Annotated in this window: 21 protein-coding genes and 1 pseudogene; 13 read left to right on the top strand and 9 right to left on the bottom strand. The window is 33.2% G+C overall.

Annotated features, from left to right (window positions below; all coding sequences use genetic code 11):
• Positions 1 to 63: 63 nt before the first annotated feature.
• The 9 genes from nadB to ric form a co-directional block, all read right to left on the bottom strand.
• Positions 64 to 1,602 (bottom strand): L-aspartate oxidase, encoded by a 1,539-nt coding sequence (gene nadB, locus H2650_RS07785; protein WP_188050225.1) that lies wholly within the window; start codon positions 1,600 to 1,602, stop codon positions 64 to 66.
• Positions 1,602 to 2,531: a quinolinate synthase NadA gene (nadA, locus tag H2650_RS07780; protein ID WP_188050224.1), complete on the bottom strand. Its 930-nt coding sequence runs from the start codon at positions 2,529 to 2,531 to the stop codon at positions 1,602 to 1,604. Before nadA ends, nadB begins: the two co-directional genes overlap by 1 nt.
• Before the next feature lie 23 nt (positions 2,532 to 2,554).
• A complete protein-coding gene (locus H2650_RS07775; RefSeq protein ID WP_188050223.1) occupies positions 2,555 to 3,814 on the bottom strand; it encodes an aminotransferase class I/II-fold pyridoxal phosphate-dependent enzyme in 1,260 nt (419 codons plus the stop codon).
• A gap of 289 nt (positions 3,815 to 4,103) precedes the next feature.
• A complete protein-coding gene (locus H2650_RS07770) occupies positions 4,104 to 4,538 on the bottom strand; it encodes an Rrf2 family transcriptional regulator (RefSeq protein ID WP_188050222.1) in 435 nt (144 codons plus the stop codon).
• Positions 4,539 to 4,617: 79 nt separating this feature from the next.
• Positions 4,618 to 5,082 (bottom strand): hemerythrin domain-containing protein, encoded by a 465-nt coding sequence (locus H2650_RS07765; protein WP_188050221.1) that lies wholly within the window; start codon positions 5,080 to 5,082, stop codon positions 4,618 to 4,620.
• A gap of 212 nt (positions 5,083 to 5,294) precedes the next feature.
• Positions 5,295 to 5,987 (bottom strand): anaerobic ribonucleoside-triphosphate reductase activating protein, encoded by a 693-nt coding sequence (locus tag H2650_RS07760; protein ID WP_188050220.1) that lies wholly within the window; start codon positions 5,985 to 5,987, stop codon positions 5,295 to 5,297.
• Positions 5,971 to 6,135, bottom strand: a complete 165-nt coding sequence (gene nrdD, locus H2650_RS07755) for an anaerobic ribonucleoside-triphosphate reductase (protein ID WP_188050219.1) — start codon at positions 6,133 to 6,135, stop codon at positions 5,971 to 5,973. Before nrdD ends, H2650_RS07760 begins: the two co-directional genes overlap by 17 nt.
• Before the next feature lie 65 nt (positions 6,136 to 6,200).
• The gene (locus H2650_RS07750; protein WP_188050218.1) at positions 6,201 to 8,312 is read right to left on the bottom strand and encodes a ribonucleoside triphosphate reductase; all 2,112 of its coding nucleotides are present in this window, start codon (positions 8,310 to 8,312) and stop codon (positions 6,201 to 6,203) included.
• Between the two features lie 302 nt (positions 8,313 to 8,614).
• Positions 8,615 to 9,346 carry an iron-sulfur cluster repair di-iron protein gene (gene ric / locus H2650_RS07745; RefSeq protein ID WP_188050217.1) on the bottom strand — a complete coding sequence of 244 codons (732 nt, stop codon included), beginning with the start codon at positions 9,344 to 9,346 and terminating at the stop codon, positions 8,615 to 8,617.
• A gap of 297 nt (positions 9,347 to 9,643) precedes the next feature.
• Between ric and H2650_RS07740 the strand changes: the two genes are divergently transcribed.
• The 13 genes and pseudogenes from H2650_RS07740 (at position 9,644) to H2650_RS07685 (ending at position 20,930) form a co-directional block, all read left to right on the top strand.
• Positions 9,644 to 10,078, top strand: coding sequence for a cytochrome c (locus tag H2650_RS07740; protein ID WP_188050216.1), 435 nt, complete (start codon positions 9,644 to 9,646; stop codon positions 10,076 to 10,078).
• Between the two features lie 17 nt (positions 10,079 to 10,095).
• Complete coding sequence (locus tag H2650_RS07735; protein WP_188050215.1) at positions 10,096 to 11,442, top strand: cbb3-type cytochrome c oxidase subunit I; 1,347 nt, start codon at positions 10,096 to 10,098, stop codon at positions 11,440 to 11,442.
• A gap of 191 nt (positions 11,443 to 11,633) precedes the next feature.
• Positions 11,634 to 12,413 carry a CbbQ/NirQ/NorQ/GpvN family protein gene (locus H2650_RS07730; protein WP_188050214.1) on the top strand — a complete coding sequence of 260 codons (780 nt, stop codon included), beginning with the start codon at positions 11,634 to 11,636 and terminating at the stop codon, positions 12,411 to 12,413.
• A 160-nt stretch (positions 12,414 to 12,573) separates the two neighbouring features.
• Positions 12,574 to 14,349 (top strand): nitric oxide reductase activation protein NorD, encoded by a 1,776-nt coding sequence (locus tag H2650_RS07725; RefSeq protein WP_188050213.1) that lies wholly within the window; start codon positions 12,574 to 12,576, stop codon positions 14,347 to 14,349.
• 7 nt (positions 14,350 to 14,356) lie between these two features.
• Positions 14,357 to 15,322 (top strand): DUF438 domain-containing protein, encoded by a 966-nt coding sequence (locus tag H2650_RS07720; protein ID WP_188050212.1) that lies wholly within the window; start codon positions 14,357 to 14,359, stop codon positions 15,320 to 15,322.
• A gap of 13 nt (positions 15,323 to 15,335) precedes the next feature.
• The gene (locus H2650_RS07715; RefSeq protein WP_188050211.1) at positions 15,336 to 15,917 is read left to right on the top strand and encodes a cytochrome c oxidase subunit 3; all 582 of its coding nucleotides are present in this window, start codon (positions 15,336 to 15,338) and stop codon (positions 15,915 to 15,917) included.
• A 2-nt stretch (positions 15,918 to 15,919) separates the two neighbouring features.
• Positions 15,920 to 16,165 carry a cytochrome C oxidase subunit IV family protein gene (locus tag H2650_RS07710; protein ID WP_188050210.1) on the top strand — a complete coding sequence of 82 codons (246 nt, stop codon included), beginning with the start codon at positions 15,920 to 15,922 and terminating at the stop codon, positions 16,163 to 16,165.
• A gap of 101 nt (positions 16,166 to 16,266) precedes the next feature.
• Positions 16,267 to 17,757, top strand: coding sequence for a copper-containing nitrite reductase (nirK, locus tag H2650_RS07705; RefSeq protein WP_188050209.1), 1,491 nt, complete (start codon positions 16,267 to 16,269; stop codon positions 17,755 to 17,757).
• A 90-nt stretch (positions 17,758 to 17,847) separates the two neighbouring features.
• Positions 17,848 to 18,171 (top strand): annotated as a pseudogene (locus H2650_RS07700) (cytochrome c); the annotation flags it as partial.
• Positions 18,172 to 18,193: 22 nt separating this feature from the next.
• Positions 18,194 to 18,967 carry a formylglycine-generating enzyme family protein gene (locus H2650_RS07695; protein ID WP_188050207.1) on the top strand — a complete coding sequence of 258 codons (774 nt, stop codon included), beginning with the start codon at positions 18,194 to 18,196 and terminating at the stop codon, positions 18,965 to 18,967.
• 60 nt (positions 18,968 to 19,027) lie between these two features.
• Positions 19,028 to 19,660: an SCO family protein gene (locus H2650_RS07690; protein WP_188050289.1), complete on the top strand. Its 633-nt coding sequence runs from the start codon at positions 19,028 to 19,030 to the stop codon at positions 19,658 to 19,660.
• Positions 19,661 to 19,666: 6 nt separating this feature from the next.
• A complete protein-coding gene (locus H2650_RS15875; RefSeq protein WP_255462810.1) occupies positions 19,667 to 19,882 on the top strand; it encodes a hypothetical protein in 216 nt (71 codons plus the stop codon).
• Positions 19,812 to 20,930 carry an alginate export family protein gene (locus H2650_RS07685; protein WP_255462809.1) on the top strand — a complete coding sequence of 373 codons (1,119 nt, stop codon included), beginning with the start codon at positions 19,812 to 19,814 and terminating at the stop codon, positions 20,928 to 20,930. The genes H2650_RS15875 and H2650_RS07685 overlap by 71 nt, the downstream gene beginning before the upstream one ends.
• Positions 20,931 to 21,000: the final 70 nt, after the last annotated feature.

Below are 21,000 nucleotides of genomic sequence, written 5' to 3'. Positions count from 1 at the left end.
TCCGCAGATTAATTATGGGAAATTGTGTGATTTTTTAATCCTAAAATAGGAAGATTAACTATTTTAGTTATTATAGCTGTAATCATATTTTACAAAACCACCTCGATTTTCTTTTCTTTCGATGGATTGCTGTACGATTAAATTCGCAACCGTAGTCATATTGTAGAGCTCAAAAAGTTCTGTACTAATTTGGTTGTTTTCAACTTTAATTTTTAATTCTTCTTGCCATTTTATCAATTTTTCTTGTGCTTTAAAAAGATCAGCATCAAAACGGACAATTCCTGCACTTTGTCGCATCAAAAGCTGTAATTCACTTTTTAAATTAGTTAGGTATTCTGAATTTACACTAGGTTTTAATTCTATTTTGAATTCCGATTTTACATTATTTGCTATTTTATTTTCTGAAGAATTTTGAGCTAAATAATGGTATATTTTATCTGAATACACTAACGCTTCCAATAAAGAGTTTGATGCCAATCGGTTCGCTCCATGCAATCCTGTTCGGGAACATTCGCCGCAAGCAAATAAGTTTTTCACATCTGTTTTTCCGTTTTTATCTACAACAATTCCACCGCACAAGTAGTGTTGCGCTGGGATTACTGGAATCCAATCTTTTTCAATATCGATTCCGTTATTTTTGCATCTCTCATAAATCATCGGAAAATGTTTAACAAAAGCTTGTAAATCTAGGTGTGTACAATCTAGATAAACACATTCCTCAGCTGATTTTTTAAGTTCTAAATCGATGCTTTGAGAAACGATATCACGTGATGCTAATTCACCTCTTTCGTCATAATCTTGCATAAATCGATTTCCGTTTTTGGTACGTAAATAAGCACCAAATCCGCGAACAGCTTCGGAAATTAAAAACTTAGAACCGATCGTATTTTCATATAATGCAGTAGGATGAAACTGAATAAATTCCACGTCTCTTATTGCTGCATTTGCTCTGTAAGCCATTGCAATTCCATCAGCAGTTGCAATAATAGGATTGGTCGTATGACCATACAGATGTCCTATTCCGCCAGTAGCAAGTAAGGTATAATCGGATTGAAAGGTAATAATTTGATTGGTTTTCTGATTCAAAGTAACTGCACCAATACAGCATTTATTTTCTGTAATTACGTCTAAGGCAAAATGATGATCTAGAACAGTTATATTCTCTTTTTGATGTACTTGTTCTAAAATAGCGCGTTCAATTTCGTAACCTGTTTGGTCTTTATGATGCACCACTCTATTTTCTGAATGTCCGCCTTCTTTACCTAAATCAAAATTCCCTTTGCTATTTTTATCAAATTTAGCTCCCCAATCCATGAGTTCTTTTAACCGTTTTGGACCTTCAGTTACCACCATTTCAACCACATCAACATCGCACAAACCATCCCCACAGATTAAGGTATCTTCAATATGCTTTTGGTAGGAATCATGTACTTCGTCAGTAACAATTGCAATTCCGCCTTGCGCGTATTTAGTATTGGATTCATCAACAGTTGACTTGGTTATAATCGTCACTTTTTTATCTGGAAATCGATCTGCAATCTTGATGGCAAATGTCAATCCAGCCACGCCAGAACCGATAATTAGGTAATTTGTAACTATCATTATTTAGACAATTCAAGCATACGTTCGATGGGAAGCAACGCTCTTTTTCTGATGTTTTCTGGCACCTCAATTTCGGGAGTTTCATTGAGCAAGCAATCATATACTTTTTGAAGGGTATTCATTTTCATATAACCACATTCACTGCAAGCACAGGTATTATCCTCTTTGGCAGGAGCTGGAATTAAAATTTTATGCGGTACTTCTTGTTGCATTTTATGCAGAATTCCTGCTTCGGTCGCTACAATAAATTTAGTGTTAGGATTTGTTTTCACATAATCAATCATTCCCGCTGTTGAACCAATATAACTCGCTGTTTCTAGAATATGCGTTTCTGATTCTGGATGAGCAATAATGGTTGCTTCGTGATGCAATTTATGCACTTCAATCAATTTATCTAGAGAAAATGCTTCATGAACTACGCAAGAACCGTCCCAAAGTAACATGTCACGTCCGGTTTTACTAATGATATATTTTCCTAAGTTTTTATCTGGTGCAAAAATAATAGGTGTGTCTTTTGGAATTGATTCTACAATTTTCACTGCATTTGATGACGTACAAACAATATCACTTAAGGCTTTTACCTCAGCAGAACAATTCACGTACGTAATCACGATATGATCTGGATGTTGATTTACAAATTTCTCAAATAAATCCGGCGGACAAGATTCTGCTAAGGAGCAACCCGCTTTTAAATCAGGAAGAATTACTTTTTTAGTTGGATTTAATATTTTGGCAGTTTCGGCCATAAAATGTACGCCTGCAAATAAGATAATATCGGCATCGACTTTCATTGCTTCTTGAGACAAACCTAAACTATCACCCACATAATCAGCAACGTCCTGAATAGCAGCTTCTTGATAGTAATGAGCCAAAATAACTGCATTTTTTTCTTTCTTTAAGGCCAATATTTTTTCTTGGAGCGTATTCATTTTTCTACTAGATGTTTATATTTTTATAAATTAACTGCTTCAATATTTTTTTGAAGTGTTGTTTTTAGCGCAGTTATAAAAGTGAATAAATGATCTACTTCTACATGATCCATAATAACAATTTTATACCATTGATTATTTCCATCATGTTTTTGCGGAACTAAATCGAATTTTCGAACCAAGTCAGCAGTAATATTCTGTGCTTCAATAGTTACAATATTCATAAAAGGTTCTCTAAAATAATGTACGTTCAAAGCCTCTAATTGCTCACAAAGCCATTCGGTTCGCATTTGTAAAACCCTAATTTTTTCACACCAACCAAAAGGACCATAGGTAAATAATATCATCCAAACGGCTACTGCATTTGCTCCAGATCGGCTGCCGCAAATTGTCAAATCCATTCCTTCAACATATTCAGCTTCCTTAGTAAGTACATTTTCTATTAATCCTTTTCTACAAATAAAAACACCCGTTCCGTACGGAGCTTGAAGCATTTTATGTGCGTCAATAGTAATCGAACTGATTTTAGGATTTTCAAAATTGATCGTGCTTTCCTTATTACTAAATGGGTAAACAAAACCGCCGTAAGCAGCATCAATATGAAGTTTATAATGGAGCTTATATTTTTCTAAGACTTGTGTATAATCATCTGGATTTTCTACAGCACCAAACATCGTAGTTCCCATATTTGAGACTACAATAAAGTATTTTTTCCCTTGAGTTTGAGCAGCAACGATCTTTTTTTCTAAAACACAAACATCAATCAAGCGCTTGTTAAAACTAACAGGAATTTTCAGCCATTCTAACATCAATAAATTAGCCGCTTTAGGAATAGAATAATGAGTGTCTTCTGAAGCAATGATAACAATTTCTTCTGGTTTTGCATCAAAATTATTGACAAAATAATTGCGATACATCCAGATAGCCTGAATATTAGCTTCGGTTCCTCCTGTTGCAATATAGCCATCAAAGGAGTTTATTTCTGCCTTAAAAACATCGACAGCAAGAACATTTAGCACTTCTCTTTCGATTTCTTGTGTTCCTTTGAATGCTTTTTCTGAATCACCATAAGTATGACAACCTATATGATTTGGATTGGCTACGTAAGTTTGTAAAATGGGTGCATCTTTTAAAAAAGAGGCTTCTTCATTAAAGACTTTTCCGTCTAATTTAGATGCTGGATACCCTAAAGAAGTATCATGAGAAAAGTTGACATTCTCACTTAATGCGCGTTGAATTCGTACGCTTCTTTCATTAAGTGTATTTTTTTTCCAGAAATACATAATTATAAATTTTATCAAATTTACTTTCTATTACGATCAGAAAACATGATAAATGTTAGGTTTTAAATTTAAAAAACGGAAAAAAAAATTTGAATACTAAATGAATAATAGTTTTAAAAAAAATACAATCAATTACAATTCAATAAGTTGAAAAATACAATTAATAATAAAATAAATGTCTGTTTATAAGTTGACAGATCTTTTCCATCAACTATTTGTTTAATAAAATAGAATAACTTAAAAACTAAATAATCTGTACTATCTAATGAAAAAAATACAATTTAGATCTCTAATAACGCAAAAAGGTATCACCAGATTTAATTCCTAAAGCTAGCTCTTCAAGATTGGTGTTTTGCAACATAAAAGCCAATTCATTTCTAATAGATTTAAACTTTTCATGAACGGGACATGGATGATCTTCCGAACAATAATTTAAACCTAAACCACAGCCAGTAAAAACTCGATCTCCGTCTAATGCCGTTACAATTTGAGCAAGTGTAATTTCGCTCATCGTTTCTCTTGAAATTTCAAAACCGCCTCCCACTCCTTTTATGGATCGGATAATTGCACTACGAGATAATATTTGCAAAATTTTTGCCGTAAAAGCCTCTGGTGAATCGATTTTCTTGGCAATATCTTTTAATCCTACTCTATTATTTTGATAGGATTGAGAAGCTATAAAAATAGTAGCTCTAATGCCATATTCACAGGTTTTAGAAAACATAGTTATCTTATTACAAAATTGGTATAAAAAAGTATTATTTACCACAAATAATACTATGGATACGTTTTATTGTTGTTGCTTATATCCAAAAAACATCATCTTCTTTTTCTTGAAAAGCTTCATGAGTATGAATTTCGCTAATTTTAGTGAGTTGTTCTGAAGTGGCTTCATTTTGAATTTCTGGAAATAAAATGCGTTCCTCAAAGCGAATGTGTTTTTCAAGTTCTTCCTCAATACGACCTAATGCTTTCTCTAAATCGCTTGTTTGACTAAATAACCTTTTTAGACGTCTGTGATCTGTTAAGGCTTGTTTTACTAATTCATTTGAAGAATCAAGTACGGTGAAAATATACTTTTCTTCTAATATAAAATGAGGTTCTAAGTGGGTACTAAAAAACCAGTCTGCATAATTCTTGATGCGTTCTAATTCAATTTTTTTAGAAAAACCTGTTCGTATTTTCCAGCATAATTGCAAACCATGGTGATGATCATGACTTAATGGTTGTAATTCTATAGCTCTTTTTAAAGGTCTATTTGAAATCATATTATAAAAATTTAAATCGCCCATAACGAATAAAAAAAACCAAAATCAAAGTACTTTTATACTAATTCTGGCAGCTGATCGTATGTGAAAAACCATGTTCAGTAACCTGTTGTGATCATTTGTAAGTTTGGGTCGATAATTATCAGTAAATGATGGCTCACATAAATTTTATTACAATTTCAAAGATACGCTTTCAAAAAGACATTTTCATCTTATTTCCCTCTAAACTGCACTTTAATATTTGCAGTTGAAAGATTTACCTTTTCAATTTCTTTATTAGAATATCCTAACTCCTGTAATGTATTCGCACCATTCATAAAATGTTGAATATAATAATTGCCTTTATAATTTTGTTTTTCAAGATAGGTAACCATTTGTTTGATTTGATTTTCGTTGATCAAATCAGAATGCACTGTCGTTCGAACTTCAAAAGTTAGTCCGCTTGCAATCAATAAACGCAATGAATTTTCAAAAGGATTAAACAAATCAGATTGTGTTATCTTTTCAAAATGTGCTGGCATTGCTTTAAAATCAAGTGCAACATAATCGACCAATTGGTTTTTTAGCAATTCTTGTAAAACAGCTGGTTTTGATCCATTAGTATCTATTTTTACCAGAAAGCCCATTTTTTTAACTTCAGCGATAAGCTCTATACTACTTTTATGCAACAAGCATTCGCCTCCACTAAAAACTACAGCATCTAACAAGTTTTTACGAGAACTCAGAAAAGCAAGTGCTTTCTCGAGAGTTATTGTACCTTTTCCTAATACAATTTCAGGATTATAACAATAAAGACAACGCATATTACAACCTGCAAACCAAAGAATACAGGCTGATTTATGCGCATAATCTAATAGCGTAAAAGGAGTTATGCTATAAATAGGAGTACTAACATTTTCCTTCATTGAAATGAGTTCGTTGTTTGTGTTCTCCTTTTTTTCCAATATTAAAACTTTCTACAGGTCTGTGATAGCCCATTACGCGGGTGTACACTAGACATTTTGTTCTTAGTTGTTGCTTTTCTTCTAAAATTGGGTTTGTGCTTGTTTTCATAATTTGTTATTTAAAGTTATTGGGTTAATTTAAAATTTTAGTCTCTCTCGGATGACAATACTTTTTTAAACAGATACTTTTACATCTAACAGCTCTTTTTCTATAAGTACTGCATCACAGGATGGACAATATTCATGTTCACCAGTTAAATACCCATGCACTGGACAGACACTAAAAACTGGCGTCACCGTAATATAAGGCAGTTTAAAACTGGATATTACTTTCTTGACAAACTGCTTGCAAGCTTCTGGCGAGCTAATTCTCTCGCTCATATATAAGTGCAAAACCGTTCCTCCGGTATATTTGCATTGTAACTCGTCTTGCAAAAACAAAGCTTCAAATGGATCTTCGGTATAATTTACAGGAATCTGAGAACTATTGGTGTAATAAATATTTTCTTCCTGTCCTGCCTGATAAATATCTGGAAAACGTTTTTTATCTTCTTTGGCAAAGCGATAAGTTGTTCCTTCGGCTGGTGTGGCTTCTAGATTATAAAGATTTCCTGTTTCTTCTTGAAATTCCTTCATTCTATTTCTGATATGCTCTAAAATTTCAGCAGCAAATTCAATTCCGCTACTAGAAGTAATTGTATCCATATTCTGAGTGAAATTTAATATCATTTCGTTCATTCCGTTGACACCAATGGTCGAAAAGTGATTTCTAAAATGTTGTAAATAACGTTTGGTGTACGGATACAAACCACGATCATACATTTCCTGAATGAATACTCTTTTTTTCTCTAAAGTAGATTTAGATATATATAATAATCGGTCTAATTGTTGGTATAACTCCGCTTTGTTTCCTTTGAATAAATAACCCAAACGAGCCATATTAATGGTAACTACACCAATGCTTCCCGTCATTTCGGCACTTCCAAAAAGTCCGTTTCCTCGTTTTAATAATTCCCGTAAATCCAATTGCAAACGGCAACACATACTGCGTACTGCATTGGGTTTATAGGCATTTGGATTTTCGACTTTATTGCCATTTTCGTCTATGTTGTATTGACTTCCAATAAAATTTTGAAAATAAGAAGAACCTATTTTAGCGGTATTTTCAAAAAGCAAATCGGTATTTTCTCCTTCCCAATCAAATTCTTCGGTAATATTTACGGTTGGAATTGGGAATGTAAAAGGTTGTCCGTTGGCATCGCCCTCCGTCATTACGGTGTAATATGCTTTATTTATAAGATTCATTTCTTTCTGAAAATGCTCATAGCGCAAATCGTTTAGTTTTGTAACACCGCGTTCTTTGGCTCTAGCCAAAACATTTTCATTCGTATTTTTTTCAAAAAAATGCAAATCATATTTGGTTGGTATCTGTGTTTTTAAATCTTCTGGCACTACCCAATCTAAAGTGATATTTGTGAAAGGAGATTGTCCCCAACGTGCCGGAACATTAAGGTTGTAAACAAAGCTTCGAACGGCTTTTAAAACCTCATCAAAATCGAGATTATCCTTGAAAACATAAGGCGCTAAATAGGTATCAAACGAACTAAAAGCTTGCGCTCCTGCCCATTCGCTTTGCAAAATTCCAAGAAAATTGGCCATTTGACCTAATGCTTCTCTAAAATGCGAAGGTGCTTTGCTTTCTACTCGTCCGCGGACCCCATTAAATCCTTCGTTTAGTAAAACTCGCAAACTCCAACCGGCACAATAACCCGTTAAACAATCTAAATCATGAATGTGAATACCTCCATTTCGGTGTGCATATCCCTCTTCTTTAGTATATACTTTATCCAGCCAATAATTAGCAATAATTTTTCCCGCTACATTATTGACTAAACCCGCATTAGAATAGGATGTGTTGGCATTGGCATTAATTCTCCAATCCGTTTGTTCGATATATTCCTCAATAGTTTGAGTACTATCTACATAAGTTGTGTCTTCATTTAAACCAGCTACATGCTCGCGTTGTAATTTTCGGGTGTGCCGAAACAACATAAAGGAACGCATGACATCAAAATATTTCTTTGAAAAAAGTTTTTTCTCGATTAAATCTTGAATTTCCTCTACAGACCAAGTTTCCTTAGAGGCTAATTCCAAAAGTAACTCTTCAAAAATGGTCTCATCAACTGCTACGGAAACACTATTAAAACTTTTGTCAATAGCGTCTTTTATTTTAAAAGGTTCAAAAGGCTTGTATTCGCCATTTCGTTTGATAACATATTTTTCCATAGCATTGGTTATTTTTTTTGGTTATTTCTTAGTTCATTTTTCCTCTAAGACACTAATTTGCAAAGGTTTTTTTATTATTTCAGTTAAAAAAAACCACATAGAATCATAAGAATTTAGAAATAAAAAAGGCTCTTATATTGAGTAGAAATCTCCACTCTTATAAGGAAATCATTGCTAATTAGACCTTAATTATTATTTATCTATGTTTCTATGTGGCTTAGAAGTACTTCAAAGACTCGCTACATTAGTTTATTCGAGTAGCTGAATTTAATTTTTAGTTTCGTTTCTTCGGACTTAATTATTTATTCTTGAGCTGCAAATTTTTGTTCTAAAAGTGCCGCTGCTGGGAATAAAATATTGTTTTCTAAGTGAATGTGTTTGTGTAAATCTTGTTCGAAATCTGACAGCATTGCAAAAGTTACTTTGTAGGTACTGCATCCGTCAGCTGGTGGTGTATAATTATTAGTTAGTTCCGCAATTTTTACAAAACGATCTCCTTCTGCTTCATGTTCTGCCATCATCATTGCAATTGGATTTTTGACGGTTCCAAAATGAGGTGCTGCAATAGTTTCGTCTGTCAGACTAGCTTTGGCCATTTTTTTGATAAAAGGAAATAGCATCAATTCCTCTTTTTTCATGTGTTGCGCTAATTCGCCGGCACATCCTTTGAAAAGCTCATTTATTTCGAATAATTCTGGATGAGCAACTCCGTGTACTTTACAAAGTTTGTCTAGAAAGGGAAGTAAAATTTGAGTTTTATCCTCTACGTAACGGTGATGTGTTTTCTCTATATAATCTGCTAATAAATCTAACGGCCAGGATTTAAAATCGATTCCGCTATCATTTTTAGTGGTTAAAACTGATTCTAGCTCTTCTTGTATTATCTCTGTGTCAATATTTTTTTTATCACAAGCTTCTTCTATAGTTCTGTTTCCTTTACAACAAAAATCTATTCCGTATTTTGAAAAAACTGCTGCAGTTCTAAAATCTTTTGCTACATATTCTCCGATTGTTATTTTTTCTAAAGTTTCCATATTTATATTTTTATGTTCAAATGTTTACACAAATTTAGTATTATTTTAAATAAAGGACAAATTTATCCTGTTTAAAATTATAAACTATTTTAGTTTATAAAAATATAGCTATCAATGTATTACGAATTGTATTTTTTATTATTTTATAAATAAATATTTTATTCAATAAAATTAAAAAAAATGATTTTTATCATGTTTAAAAAATATTTTATGACATTAATTTGCACTATATAAATAAAAGACATTTTTGTCCTTTATATAAAAACAATTTTTATTAACTAACAAAAACTGATAATTATGCTTTCAAAATCACAAGCAAGAGCATTTTTTTTGGGAGGAACATTAGTCACCTTTTTAATCTTTATAGGATTGACTATTTATTCGTTCATGCCCCGAAACGATCAAACCAACTACAAGAAGATAACAAAAGAAGTAGTAAGAGGAAAAGAAATTTGGGAACACAACAACTGCATGGGTTGCCATAGTATTATGGGTGAAGGTGGTTATTATGCACCAGAATTGACTAAAGTCCTGGAACGTCGCGGCGAAGGTTATGTTAAAGCCGTTTTAATGTCGCCAGTACCTTGGGGTCCAAAAGGAAGAAAAATGGTCGCTTATAAAATGAGTGAAGCAGATGCCAATGCAATGGTAGCTTACTTTGAATGGATTGGTAAAATAGATTTGAATGGTTTTGATAGAATCGTATCGCCATTAGCAAAAGATGAAGAATAATTTAAAAATACTTAAAAATGAAATATAAATCACAAAAAGTAGCTTACTGGTTTTTTGCCTTGTGCATGCTTTTGTTCTCGCTCCAGATTGTCTACGGATTCATTATGGGTTTTGATCGTATAGGAATACAGGGTTTACACGAAATCATTCCTTTTAACACAGCAAGAGCTGTTCACACTAATTTACTAGTAGTTTGGTTATTAACCGGATTTATGGGAGCTGCTTACTACATTATTCCTGAAGAAGCCCAAACCGAATTAATCAGCGTAAAATGGGCTTATGTTCAATTAATATCCTTAGCTATTGTAGGTGTAGTAGCCATTGTTGGCTTTCACTTTAATCATTGGGAAGGAAGAAAATTTCTTGAGATTCCAAGAGAATTAGATTACTTAGTCGTAGTTAATGTTTTACTTTTCTTAGGTTTAATTCTTGGAACCTTGTTTAAAGGAAAACGTCAGACAACGACGGCATTGATCCTAACGATGGGCTTGTTTTTTGCAGCTTTACTTTACATTCCTGGAATGATCTGGTTTGATAGCCAAGTGATGGATTCATTCTTCCGTTGGTGGGTAGTTCACTTGTGGGTTGAAGGGGTTTGGGAATTAATTATGGGAGGTATTCTTTCGTTCTTATTAATCAAATTAACTGGGGTTGACAGAGAAGTTATTGAAAAATGGTTGTATGTAATCGTTGGTCTTACTTTCCTTTCTGGAGTTCTAGGAACTGGTCACCACTACTACTACATCGGTGTAAATAAAATATGGTTGGTTGTTGGTGGAATTTTCTCAGCATTAGAACCTTTAGCTTTCTTAGCCATGGCATTATTTGCTGTAAACATGTACCGAAAAGGTGAAAAAAGTCATCCCAACAAAATTGCATTATTCTGGACTATTGGTTCTGCTATCGTTTCCTTTGTAGGTGCAGGTTTATTAGGTTTTGCTCATACTTTACCACAAACTAACTTATACACACACGGAACATTAGTTACTGCAATGCACGGTCATTATGCTTTTTGGGGAGCTTATGCAATGATTGTTTTAGCAATTATAAGTTACGCGCTGCCTAATTTAACAGGTCGTAAACGCTATGAAAGCGCTCAAGGAATGGCTGCGTTTTGGTTAGCAAATGTTGGAATGTTAGGAATGACAGTCGCATTTGGTGTTGCAGGTGTTGCACAAGTATATATGGAACGTAAAATGAAAATGGACTTCATGGACGTACAAAATGAAATCAGTATTCACTTTGTTGTATTGCTTATATGTGCCACTATGTTTACTACCGGAATTGGCTTATTCATCTATGATTTCGTTAAATACGGAAGACCAACAGATGAAGCTTTAGAAGCAGATAATCAAAATCTATAATAAGCTATTATTAAATTCAAAATATTACAGACATCAAAAAAATAAGTTACCGGAAAAATACCTGAGATTATTTTAAACAATGTCTGCTGAACAAAAATTTCCAGAATGCTTTAACTCCCGTTTTTTAGAATTGCATTTCCGAAAAAACAATTGTTATTGTGTTCTGGTTTTTTTTTAAAAACTAAAACAAAATGTTAGAAAACACACCTTATTATCACGCCGTTGGTAAAGAAATAGATGTCTTTAACCATGCATACCAAAATAAAATTCCTTTTTTATTAAAAGGACCTACTGGTACAGGAAAATCACGCTTTGTTGAATTTATGGCTTATCAATTAAAAAAGAAGATAATCACAATAAGCTGTCATGAGGAAACTTCTTCTACTGATTTAATTGGGCGATTTATCATCAAAGGAGCAGAAACCGTTTGGATTGATGGTCCCTTAACAACCGCTGTAAAAGAAGGAGCTATCATTTATCTCGATGAGGTTGCGGAAGCACGACCTGATGTCATCGTAGCTATTCACTCATTAACCGATCATAGAAGAGAATTATTTATAGACAAATTAGGAGAAACCGTTAAGGCTCATGAAAACTTTATGCTTGTAGCCTCTTTTAACCCTGGTTATCAGCGCGGTTTTAAAGAATTAAAACCTTCTACACGTCAGCGATTTATTGCAGTTTCCTTTGATTATCCAGAATCGAAAATTGAAATCGAAATCTTGATCAAAGAAACTCAAGTTGAACCTGAAATTGCTAAAAAATTAGTTTCCATTGGAAATAAAATCAGAAATCTAACTGAATTAGGTCTTACCGAAACTGTTTCTACAAGACTTTTAATAGATGCTGCAAAAATAATTCACAGTGGTCTTCCTAAACGTTTATCGGTTCATGTTGCCATTGTAGAACCTTTATCAGACGATTTACAAACGGTTCAAGCATTGAAGGATTTATGTGATCTAATGATCTAAATCTAAGGAAAATTAACTGTTTTTAGTAGTTATATGAATGCTGAATTGGTTACTTTTTTTTTAATAAATACTTCGTAAAAAACATAGTGTCTTTGAGACTTATTAGCAAAAAAGTTCACTGTGTTACAAAAAGGAATACGCAACACTGAATACTTAAAAAATGGGATTCGAAATAGACGAATATATAGTTGGGAAATTCTTTAAACACTTAAAGAAAACTAAAAAAATAAGTCCCGAAATTCTTGCTAGAACAGTTAAGCTGCATGCGATCAAGCCAAGATTGACAATTTTAGCTAGAGCGCTGACAGGAAATCCAATTGAAATCTTTCCCGCAGAACGCGAAGGAGGCTATAAAAATAATAATTTCTTCTTACCCATTTCCTTTGCAGAATTGCCTACAAAAGAAGACAACCTTACTTTCTATTTATTCCGTGTTTTATATTTAAGTATCCAACAACGTTGGAACTTGAATTGGAATTCAGAAGAAAAAGAGCCCACTTTAGAACTTTCACAAAAAAAAGCGTTAGAATCTTCACAGGTCATATTAGCCATTTTATTTGATGAATTCTCTATTGATAAAAAGTTTCATAACCAATTAATTCAACATTTCTCAGCAAAAGCAACTCAAAAGACAGCTGCTGATTTTTCTTGGATTTATGGGAAATGGATGCAAAATGATAACGAATCAAAATCAGATAACATCCTTCAGAATTTCTCAGATCTGACCAAAAAAGGAAATGATAATAAACCACTAACAACTTTAAAATCCAAAGCAGTCGAGGAAGTAATTACCGTTGAACTTGATAAAAAGCAACAAGAAGATTATGTATTACTTCACAATTTTGAAAAAGCAGAAACAGCTGAAGAATTCAACGGAACTTGGCGTGATTTTGATGGTTCTGACGAATTAGAAGACCATCAAGAAGCATTGGAAGAATTAAATATGAAATATACTGTACGAGTTGATGATACAGCGCATTCTGTATATCAATCGGATTTTGTGGAGAATACTTCTATCTCTGAAAGTGCCGAAATTGATGCAAAAGGATTTCACCTTACGTACAGCGAATGGGATTTTAGCAAACGCATTTACAAAGAAAATTTCTGCAAAGTGTATCCTAAATCACAGCAGAAAACAGACAATGATTATTACAAAAAAACGATTTCAAAAAACGCTTCTACATTAATAGGTTTACGCAAAATGTTGTCTAATGTAAACAACCGCATGCAACAGCAAAAACGTCAATTACAAGGAGATGAATTTGATATTGATGCCATTACAGATTTATATGTTGATGTACATTCAAAAAGAACTCCATCCGAAAACGTGTATATTTCAAACCGAAAAAAAGACAAAGATTTGTCTATTTTGATTCTTTTAGATATCAGTTTATCTAGTGACGGATATGCTGCTGGGAATCGTGTGATCGATGTAGAAAAAGAAGTTTCTATTCTCTTTGGAGAAATTCTAAATGAATTTAATATCGATTTTTCAATTGATAGCTTTTACTCGAAAACCAGAAACTTCTCTACTTACTTAACCGTTAAAGATTTTGATGAAAACTGGAATGTTGCTAAAAATAAAATTGGAGCGGTAGAACCAAGTGGTTATACCAGAATAGGTGCTGCACTACGACATGCAGGTGCTAGATTGGACACTAGAAATACCAAAAATAAATGGGTCATCTTAATTTCTGATGGTAAACCCAATGATTACGATAAATACGAAGGAAAATATGGCATCAATGATGTCAAACAAGCACTAAGAGAATTAAATCAAAGAAATATTAATTCCTATGCTTTGGCAATAGAAGCCCAAGCCAAATATTATTTACCTCAAATGTTTGGGCAAAATCATTACCAAATATTAACAACTCCCGTAGAGCTTTTACAATCTCTAGTGAAGTTGTACGAAAAAATTAAACATCAAAAATAATTATATTATGAACGATACTTGCCCCACTAAAACCCTTCCTGAAGGTCATCCCATTCGAGTATATTTTCAAGAAAATGACATTATTCATACTCTTTTAGAAGAATTAACTGCAACGAATCCAGCAGAAGAACTACAGAAATACACTAATATATTCAATCAATTATATACCATCGAAAAACGATTTGCACGAAAAGAAAATCAGCTCTTTCCATTTTTAGAAAAAAGAGGATGGAACGGACCTTCGCAAGGAATGTGGTCTTTTCATGATAATCTAAGAGAACAGTTCCGTTTAATTCGATATTACCTTAAAACCAATAATCCAGAAAAAATTAATACCAATACTCCGTTTTTAGTAGATGGCATTTACCGATTATTGAATGTCGAAGAAACCGTTTTATTTCCTAATGCACTTGATTTATTAGAGGAGAAAGATTGGATAGAAATGCGTGCTGGTGAAGAGGAAATTGGTTGGATGCTACCCAAAAATCCTGCCGCCTATCCTAGTCAGAAATACATTCATCCTAGCGAAGATTTTACACAAAGGGAAATGCCTTTTTCTCTTGAAAACACTTCTCATTATGATGAAGGATATATGACAGTAGAACAAGTCAATCTACTTTTTAGAACGCTACCCTTAGATCTTACTTATGTAGATGAAAATGACAAAGTAATATTCTATAACCGCGGTGAAGAACGTGTTTTCCCTAGAAGTGCAGGAATTATAGGTCGAGAAGTAAAATTTTGTCATCCACCAAAAAGCGTAGATACTGTATTAAAAATTTTGGATGAATTTAGAAAAGGAACTAAAAGCGAATCTTCCTTTTGGATTAATTTTAAAGAAAGACTGATTTACATTCGCTATTTCGCAGTAAGAGACGCTGATAAAAACTACAAAGGGGTGATTGAAATGTCTCAAGATATTACTGATATTAAAAAGATTGAGGGAAAAAAACGATTACTAGACTGGGAATAAATCAATAACAAAAATGGAAACACTTAAAATCAATTATAAAAATTTATATTTTCCACCAGGAGGAATTTTGATGTGGATTATAATATTTCTAGAGCTCATCACTTTCGGGATGGCTCTTGTCGTTTTTACAATGTACGGCAGTGAAGAACCAGAAATTTTTCATCAATCTCGCCTGCAACTAAACAGCACTTTTGGTGCTATTAACACTATTTTTTTGCTGACAAGTGGTTTTTTTATGGCCAATGCAGTAGTTGAATTTAAAGCAAAAAACGTAAAAAAATCATCCTTTTATTTTAAGTTAACAATGCTTGGTGGATTGCTATTTCTAATTCTTAAAAGTGTAGAATATTATCATAAAATTGATTCTGGAATTACGCTAGAAACCAATACTTTTTTTGCCTTTTATTGGCTGTTAACAGGATTTCATCTCATTCATGTAATTATGGGATTAGTAATATTGATCTGGACCAATAACGGAATGATGAAAAAGAACTCTGATACAGAAGTGGTAGACGTTGAAGCTTGTGCTGCTTTCTGGCACATGTGCGATTTGATTTGGCTTTTATTATTCCCAGTTCTTTATTTAATTTTTTAATCATGAAAAAAACACTATTATTTAACTACGGATTATTAATTTTATTGACAATTAGTACCGCTGTAATATCAAATTTTGTTTCTATAAAGTCATTAGCTATTGGTCTGATTATGGGATTATCAGCATTGAAATTTATGTTGGTTTCCTTTGAATTTATGGAATTAAAAAAAGCCAATTTATTCTGGAAAGTGAGTTTAATTTTTGTATTATTTTTAATTGTCCTTTCGGTTGTTTTTATTTCAAATTAAGAAGTAAAAAAAGGATGAAAATATGACAAATATCATAATAAAGGACGAAAACATCTTCTACTTTTACACTATAAATCAAGATAAATACAAACCTAATTATTATGAAAACTCAATTCAAATTAACTGAAAAAAGCAAGCTAATTGTTATAGCATTTTTTCTTGCTTTCGGGCTTTTCTCTTGCTCTAAAAATCAAGAGAAAGATGCTAAGTATTATGAAAGCATAAAAGTAGATGGACAAAAAACTGCAGAACTTACTGCTCCACCCTTTGTACCTAAACCAGTTGGTGATCGCGCTGCGATGAAACTAATTGTTAATATGGAAATTAAGGAACAAGAAGGAGAAATGGTTGATGGTGTAAAATATACCTATTGGACATTTGGAGGGTCAGTTCCTGGAAGTTTTATTAGAACTCGTGTGGGTGACGAAGTAGAATTTCATCTAAAAAACCACCCTGATAATAAAATGCCTCACAACATCGATTTACATGCAGTTACAGGTCCAGGAGGAGGAGCTACTTCTTCACTTGTTGCACCAGGACATGAAAAAGTTTTTAGTTTTAAAACATTAAATCCTGGTTTGTATGTGTACCATTGCGCAACTGCTCCAGTAGGAATGCACATTGCCAACGGAATGTACGGTTTAATTTTAGTAGAACCAGAAGGTGGTTTGCCTCCAGTTGATAAAGAATACTACATCATGCAAGGTGATTTCTATACCAAAGGTGCTTATGGAGAACCAGGAAATCAACCATTTGATATGAATAAAGCCATCAAAGAACAACCTGATTATGTTGTGTTTAATGGAAAAGTTGGAGCTTTAACTGGTGATAAATCATTAACAGCTAAAAAAGGAGAAACAGTTCGTATCTTTATGGGTAATGGTGGTCCTAACTTAGTTTCGTCTTTTCATGCTATTGGAGAAATATTTGACAGAGTGCATGTAGAAGGTGGAGATTTAATCAACAAAAATGTTCAAACTACCTTAATTCCAGCTGGTGGTGCTGCAATAGTTGAGTTTAAAGTAGATGTTCCTGGAACATTCATTCTTGTAGATCACTCTATTTTTAGAGCATTTAATAAAGGAGCTTTAGGAATGTTGAAAGTTGAAGGAGATGAGAACAAAAAAGTATATTCTGGTACCATCCAAGAAGGAATTTATCTTCCAGAAGGAGGAACAATTCAAAATATGCCTAAAGAAAACGGTGCATCAAAAGCAGTTGTAGTAAAAACAGTTGATCAGCAAATTGCTTCAGGTAGAGAATTGTACGGAAGAACTTGTTTTGCTTGCCACCAATCAGAAGGACAAGGTGTACCCAATGCTTTCCCTCCTTTAGCTAAGTCCGATTTCTTAAATGCTAATACTGACCGAGCAGTAAATGCAGTATTACACGGATTAAGTGGAGAAGTTACTGTAAATGGTAAAAAATTCAATAATGTTATGACAAGTCAAAACCTTACTGATGATGAAGTTGCAGATGTGTTAACTTACGTGTACAACAGTTGGGGAAATAATAAAACAGTAGTAACTCCAGCTAAAGTAAAAGCGCTAAGAGCAAAACCTGCACCAAAAGCAAAAGATATTCACGAATAATAAATAATACAATTAATAACAATAAATAATTACAAAATGAAAAAGTATATTTTTACAATTGCAATGATGGCAATGGCTTTTCAAGGATACAGCCAAAGTGCCGATAAAGGAAAAAAAGTCTATAATCAAGTTTGTGTAGCTTGTCACCAAGCCACAGGTATAGGAATTCCTGGAGCTTTCCCTCCATTGGCGAAGTCAGATTATTTGAATAAAGATACTAATAGAGCAATCAAAGGAGTTGTAAAAGGATTGAAAGGACCTATTACAGTAAATGGCAAAAAATTTAATGCCGAAATGCCTGCTCAAGCATTAAGCGATCAACAAATTGCAGATGCAATGACTTACGTTTACGCTAGTTGGGGAAATAACAAAACTGTTGTAACACCAGCAATGGTAAAAGCACAAAGAAATTAATAAATAGTAAAAAAAAATAGCCATGTTGAAAAAGAAAATAGTTTTGTCATTATTTCTATTACTGATAGCAACATCGCTATGGGCTCAAGAAGCTAAAATGGTTGCTGTAGAAAGGGGAACATTCGTTCCCCTCTATGGTGCCAGCAGTAAAGAACCAGTAGAAGTAAAAAGTTTTTACATTGATGTATATCCAGTCACTAATGCTCAGTATTTACTGTTTTTAAAAAAATATCCAGAAAATTCACGTTCAAAGATTAAAGGAATTTTTGCTGATAAAAGTTATCTATCGCAGTGGGAAAGTGATTTTAGTTACGGAAAAAACAATTTAAGCAATGCACCTGTAACAAATATTTCTTGGTTTGCAGCCAAAAAATACTGCGAATGCCAAGGAAAAAGATTGCCCACTATGGATGAATGGGAATACGTTGCAATGGCAGATGAAAAACGAATCGATGCACGCACAAAAGAGAGCTTTAACAAATACATCATGTCATGGTATGAGAAGCCAAATACTTATGCTAATCCTGTAGGAGCAACATTCAAAAACTATTGGGGTGTTTATGATATGCATGGATTAGTCTGGGAATGGACTTCTGATTTCAATAGTATTTTCCTTTCTGGAGAATCCCGAAAAGACAAAGACTCTGATAAAAATTTATTTTGCGGAAGCGCTTCGGTAAATGCAACCGATTTAATGAATTATGCTGCTTTTATGCGATACGCCTTTAGAGGAAGTCTAAAAGCAAAATATACCACCAAAAATCTAGGATTTCGATGCGCTAAAGATAAAAAATAGCTCATAAAACTAAAAATCAAAAAAATGAAACCAAATAGCTATTACTCCACTTTTTTAGCAATGAAAAAAACAAACCTAAGATCTAGTTTTCGATATACAAATTTACTTTTTCTTGTATTTGCTTTACTTTTACTATCGTTACAATCCTGTAATAACAAAAAGGAAACTGCCCAAGCAAACGAAAAGCCAATATCCGATTTATCCATATACAACCTTCCTTCTCAATGGACCAATCAAGATGGGAAGAACATGGAGATGAAAGATATGAAAGGCAAAGTATTAGTCATGGTTATGATTTATACTTCTTGTAAAGCTGCTTGTCCTAGACTTGTTGCAGATATGAGAAATATTGAGCAAAGAATTCCTCAAAAAATAAAAGAAAATGTACAATTTGTATTAGTGAGCATTGATCCAACGGTTGATACTCCTAAAAGACTAAAATCATTTGCTATTGAAAACAAAATGGATGGAGATCAATGGGTTTTCTTACGCTCTACAGAAGAAAACACAAGAGAATTTGCAGCAGTTTTAGCTGTAAATTACAAGAAAATTGCTCCTGTAGATTTTTCGCATTCAAATATTATTAGTGTTTTCAACGCAGATGGAGAATTAGCTTACCAGCAAGAAGGTCTGGGTGTGAATTCAGACCAAACCATAAACAAAATTACCGAAGAAGCTGAAAAGCTAAACTAACTCACCATGAAATCATTCAAAATAATCAGTTTATCATTTTTAACAATGATAAGCGCAGCTACTTACGCTCAAGAATTTGATGCCAATTTACAATTAAGACCTCGTTTTGAATATAGAAATGGCTATAAAAACCTAATGCCGAACGGAGAAAATGCCACATCATTTGTATCCCAACGTTCCCGTATTAATTTTAATTATCAGTCAAGAAAGATTAAAAACTAAATTAACTATTCAAAACGTACGTACTTGGGGAGATGTTGCTACTACAACAGCAGCTGACAAAAATGCAATTTCAGTTTTTGAAGCCTGGGCACAATATGATTTAAGTTCAGAATGGTCAACACGCATTGGTCGTCAGGTTATTGCTTACGATAACCAACGCATTTTTGGAGAAATTGATTGGTCTCAACAAGGACAAAGTCATGATGCTGCCTTATTATCTTTTCATCCTAAAAACCATCAATTGGATTTGGGTGTGGCAGTAAATGCTAATTCAGAAAACTTACTTGAACCTAAAACACCATATACTACAAATTACAAAACGATGCAGTATGCTTGGTATCACACGCAACTCAACAAAATTGGTATGAGCTTATTGTTTTTGAACACAGGTTATCAGTTTCAAAAAACACCAACAGATTTAGCCGTTGATTACAAACAAACTTTTGGAACCTATTTAACGTTCAAAGAAAAAAAATGGGATACTAATTTAGGGATTTATGGTCAATCGGGTAAAACTGCTACTAAAAAAGTAAATGCTTTGTATGCAGGAGTTTATGTTGGTTATACTTTTACAGAACAATTTAAAGCGAGCTTAGGACATGAATTCCTTTCCGGTAAAGACCAAGATGATAGCAGTTTAGACAATAAATCATTTACTCCAATTTTTGGAACAAACCATGCATTTAATGGCTTTATGGACTATTTTTATGTAGGAAATCACCAAAACAATGTTGGATTAAATGACACTTATTTAAAACTAAATTATACTTCAAATAAATGGCAATTTGCGCTAATCCCTCATTATTTTAATGCTCCAAGTATAGTTTTAGATACTGATGGTTCAAAAATGAATGCTTACTTTGGAACAGAAATCGATTTTACCACCACATATACCGTTCAGAAAGATATAGTTGCTTCGGCAGGATATTCTCAAATGTTCGGTTCATCAACCTTAGAAAGAGTAAAAAATGTAACTAATGCAACACAGACAAACAATTGGGTTTGGGTAATGGTTTCTTTTAGTCCTAGAATTTTTACTTTAAAATAATACTTCTTTATTAATTCAAAAAAAAACGGCATCCACTCTTATGGAATGCCGTTTTTTATATTGGCTATTT

The sequence above is a fragment of the Flavobacterium sp. GP15 genome, from assembly GCF_014281985.1.
Lineage (GTDB): Bacteria > Bacteroidota > Bacteroidia > Flavobacteriales > Flavobacteriaceae > Flavobacterium > Flavobacterium pygoscelis.
The sequence above is the reverse complement of the archived record's forward strand: the minus strand, read 5'-3'. Positions and strand labels throughout refer to the sequence as shown.

Excerpts from the sequence above, each read along its gene's own strand:
- H2650_RS07720 (WP_188050212.1), top strand. The coding sequence starts at position 14,357 with ATGAACGATACTTGCCCCACTAAAACCCTTCCTGAAGGTCATCCCATT.
- H2650_RS07760 (WP_188050220.1), bottom strand. The coding sequence starts at position 5,987 with ATGAAGGAAAATGTTAGTACTCCTATTTATAGCATAACTCCTTTTACG.
- H2650_RS07715 (WP_188050211.1), top strand. The coding sequence starts at position 15,336 with ATGGAAACACTTAAAATCAATTATAAAAATTTATATTTTCCACCAGGA.
- nadB (WP_188050225.1), bottom strand. The coding sequence starts at position 1,602 with ATGATAGTTACAAATTACCTAATTATCGGTTCTGGCGTGGCTGGATTG.
- H2650_RS07730 (WP_188050214.1), top strand. The coding sequence starts at position 11,634 with ATGTTAGAAAACACACCTTATTATCACGCCGTTGGTAAAGAAATAGAT.
- H2650_RS07710 (WP_188050210.1), top strand. The coding sequence starts at position 15,920 with ATGAAAAAAACACTATTATTTAACTACGGATTATTAATTTTATTGACA.
- H2650_RS07750 (WP_188050218.1), bottom strand. The coding sequence starts at position 8,312 with ATGGAAAAATATGTTATCAAACGAAATGGCGAATACAAGCCTTTTGAA.
- nadA (WP_188050224.1), bottom strand. The coding sequence starts at position 2,531 with ATGAATACGCTCCAAGAAAAAATATTGGCCTTAAAGAAAGAAAAAAAT.
- H2650_RS07765 (WP_188050221.1), bottom strand. The coding sequence starts at position 5,082 with ATGATTTCAAATAGACCTTTAAAAAGAGCTATAGAATTACAACCATTA.
- H2650_RS07725 (WP_188050213.1), top strand. The coding sequence starts at position 12,574 with ATGGGATTCGAAATAGACGAATATATAGTTGGGAAATTCTTTAAACAC.
- ric (WP_188050217.1), bottom strand. The coding sequence starts at position 9,346 with ATGGAAACTTTAGAAAAAATAACAATCGGAGAATATGTAGCAAAAGAT.
- nirK (WP_188050209.1), top strand. The coding sequence starts at position 16,267 with ATGAAAACTCAATTCAAATTAACTGAAAAAAGCAAGCTAATTGTTATA.
- H2650_RS07695 (WP_188050207.1), top strand. The coding sequence starts at position 18,194 with ATGTTGAAAAAGAAAATAGTTTTGTCATTATTTCTATTACTGATAGCA.
- H2650_RS07690 (WP_188050289.1), top strand. The coding sequence starts at position 19,028 with ATGAAAAAAACAAACCTAAGATCTAGTTTTCGATATACAAATTTACTT.
- H2650_RS15875 (WP_255462810.1), top strand. The coding sequence starts at position 19,667 with ATGAAATCATTCAAAATAATCAGTTTATCATTTTTAACAATGATAAGC.
- H2650_RS07685 (WP_255462809.1), top strand. The coding sequence starts at position 19,812 with ATGCCACATCATTTGTATCCCAACGTTCCCGTATTAATTTTAATTATC.
- H2650_RS07735 (WP_188050215.1), top strand. The coding sequence starts at position 10,096 with ATGAAATATAAATCACAAAAAGTAGCTTACTGGTTTTTTGCCTTGTGC.
- nrdD (WP_188050219.1), bottom strand. The coding sequence starts at position 6,135 with ATGAAAACAAGCACAAACCCAATTTTAGAAGAAAAGCAACAACTAAGA.
- H2650_RS07740 (WP_188050216.1), top strand. The coding sequence starts at position 9,644 with ATGCTTTCAAAATCACAAGCAAGAGCATTTTTTTTGGGAGGAACATTA.
- H2650_RS07770 (WP_188050222.1), bottom strand. The coding sequence starts at position 4,538 with ATGTTTTCTAAAACCTGTGAATATGGCATTAGAGCTACTATTTTTATA.
- H2650_RS07775 (WP_188050223.1), bottom strand. The coding sequence starts at position 3,814 with ATGTATTTCTGGAAAAAAAATACACTTAATGAAAGAAGCGTACGAATT.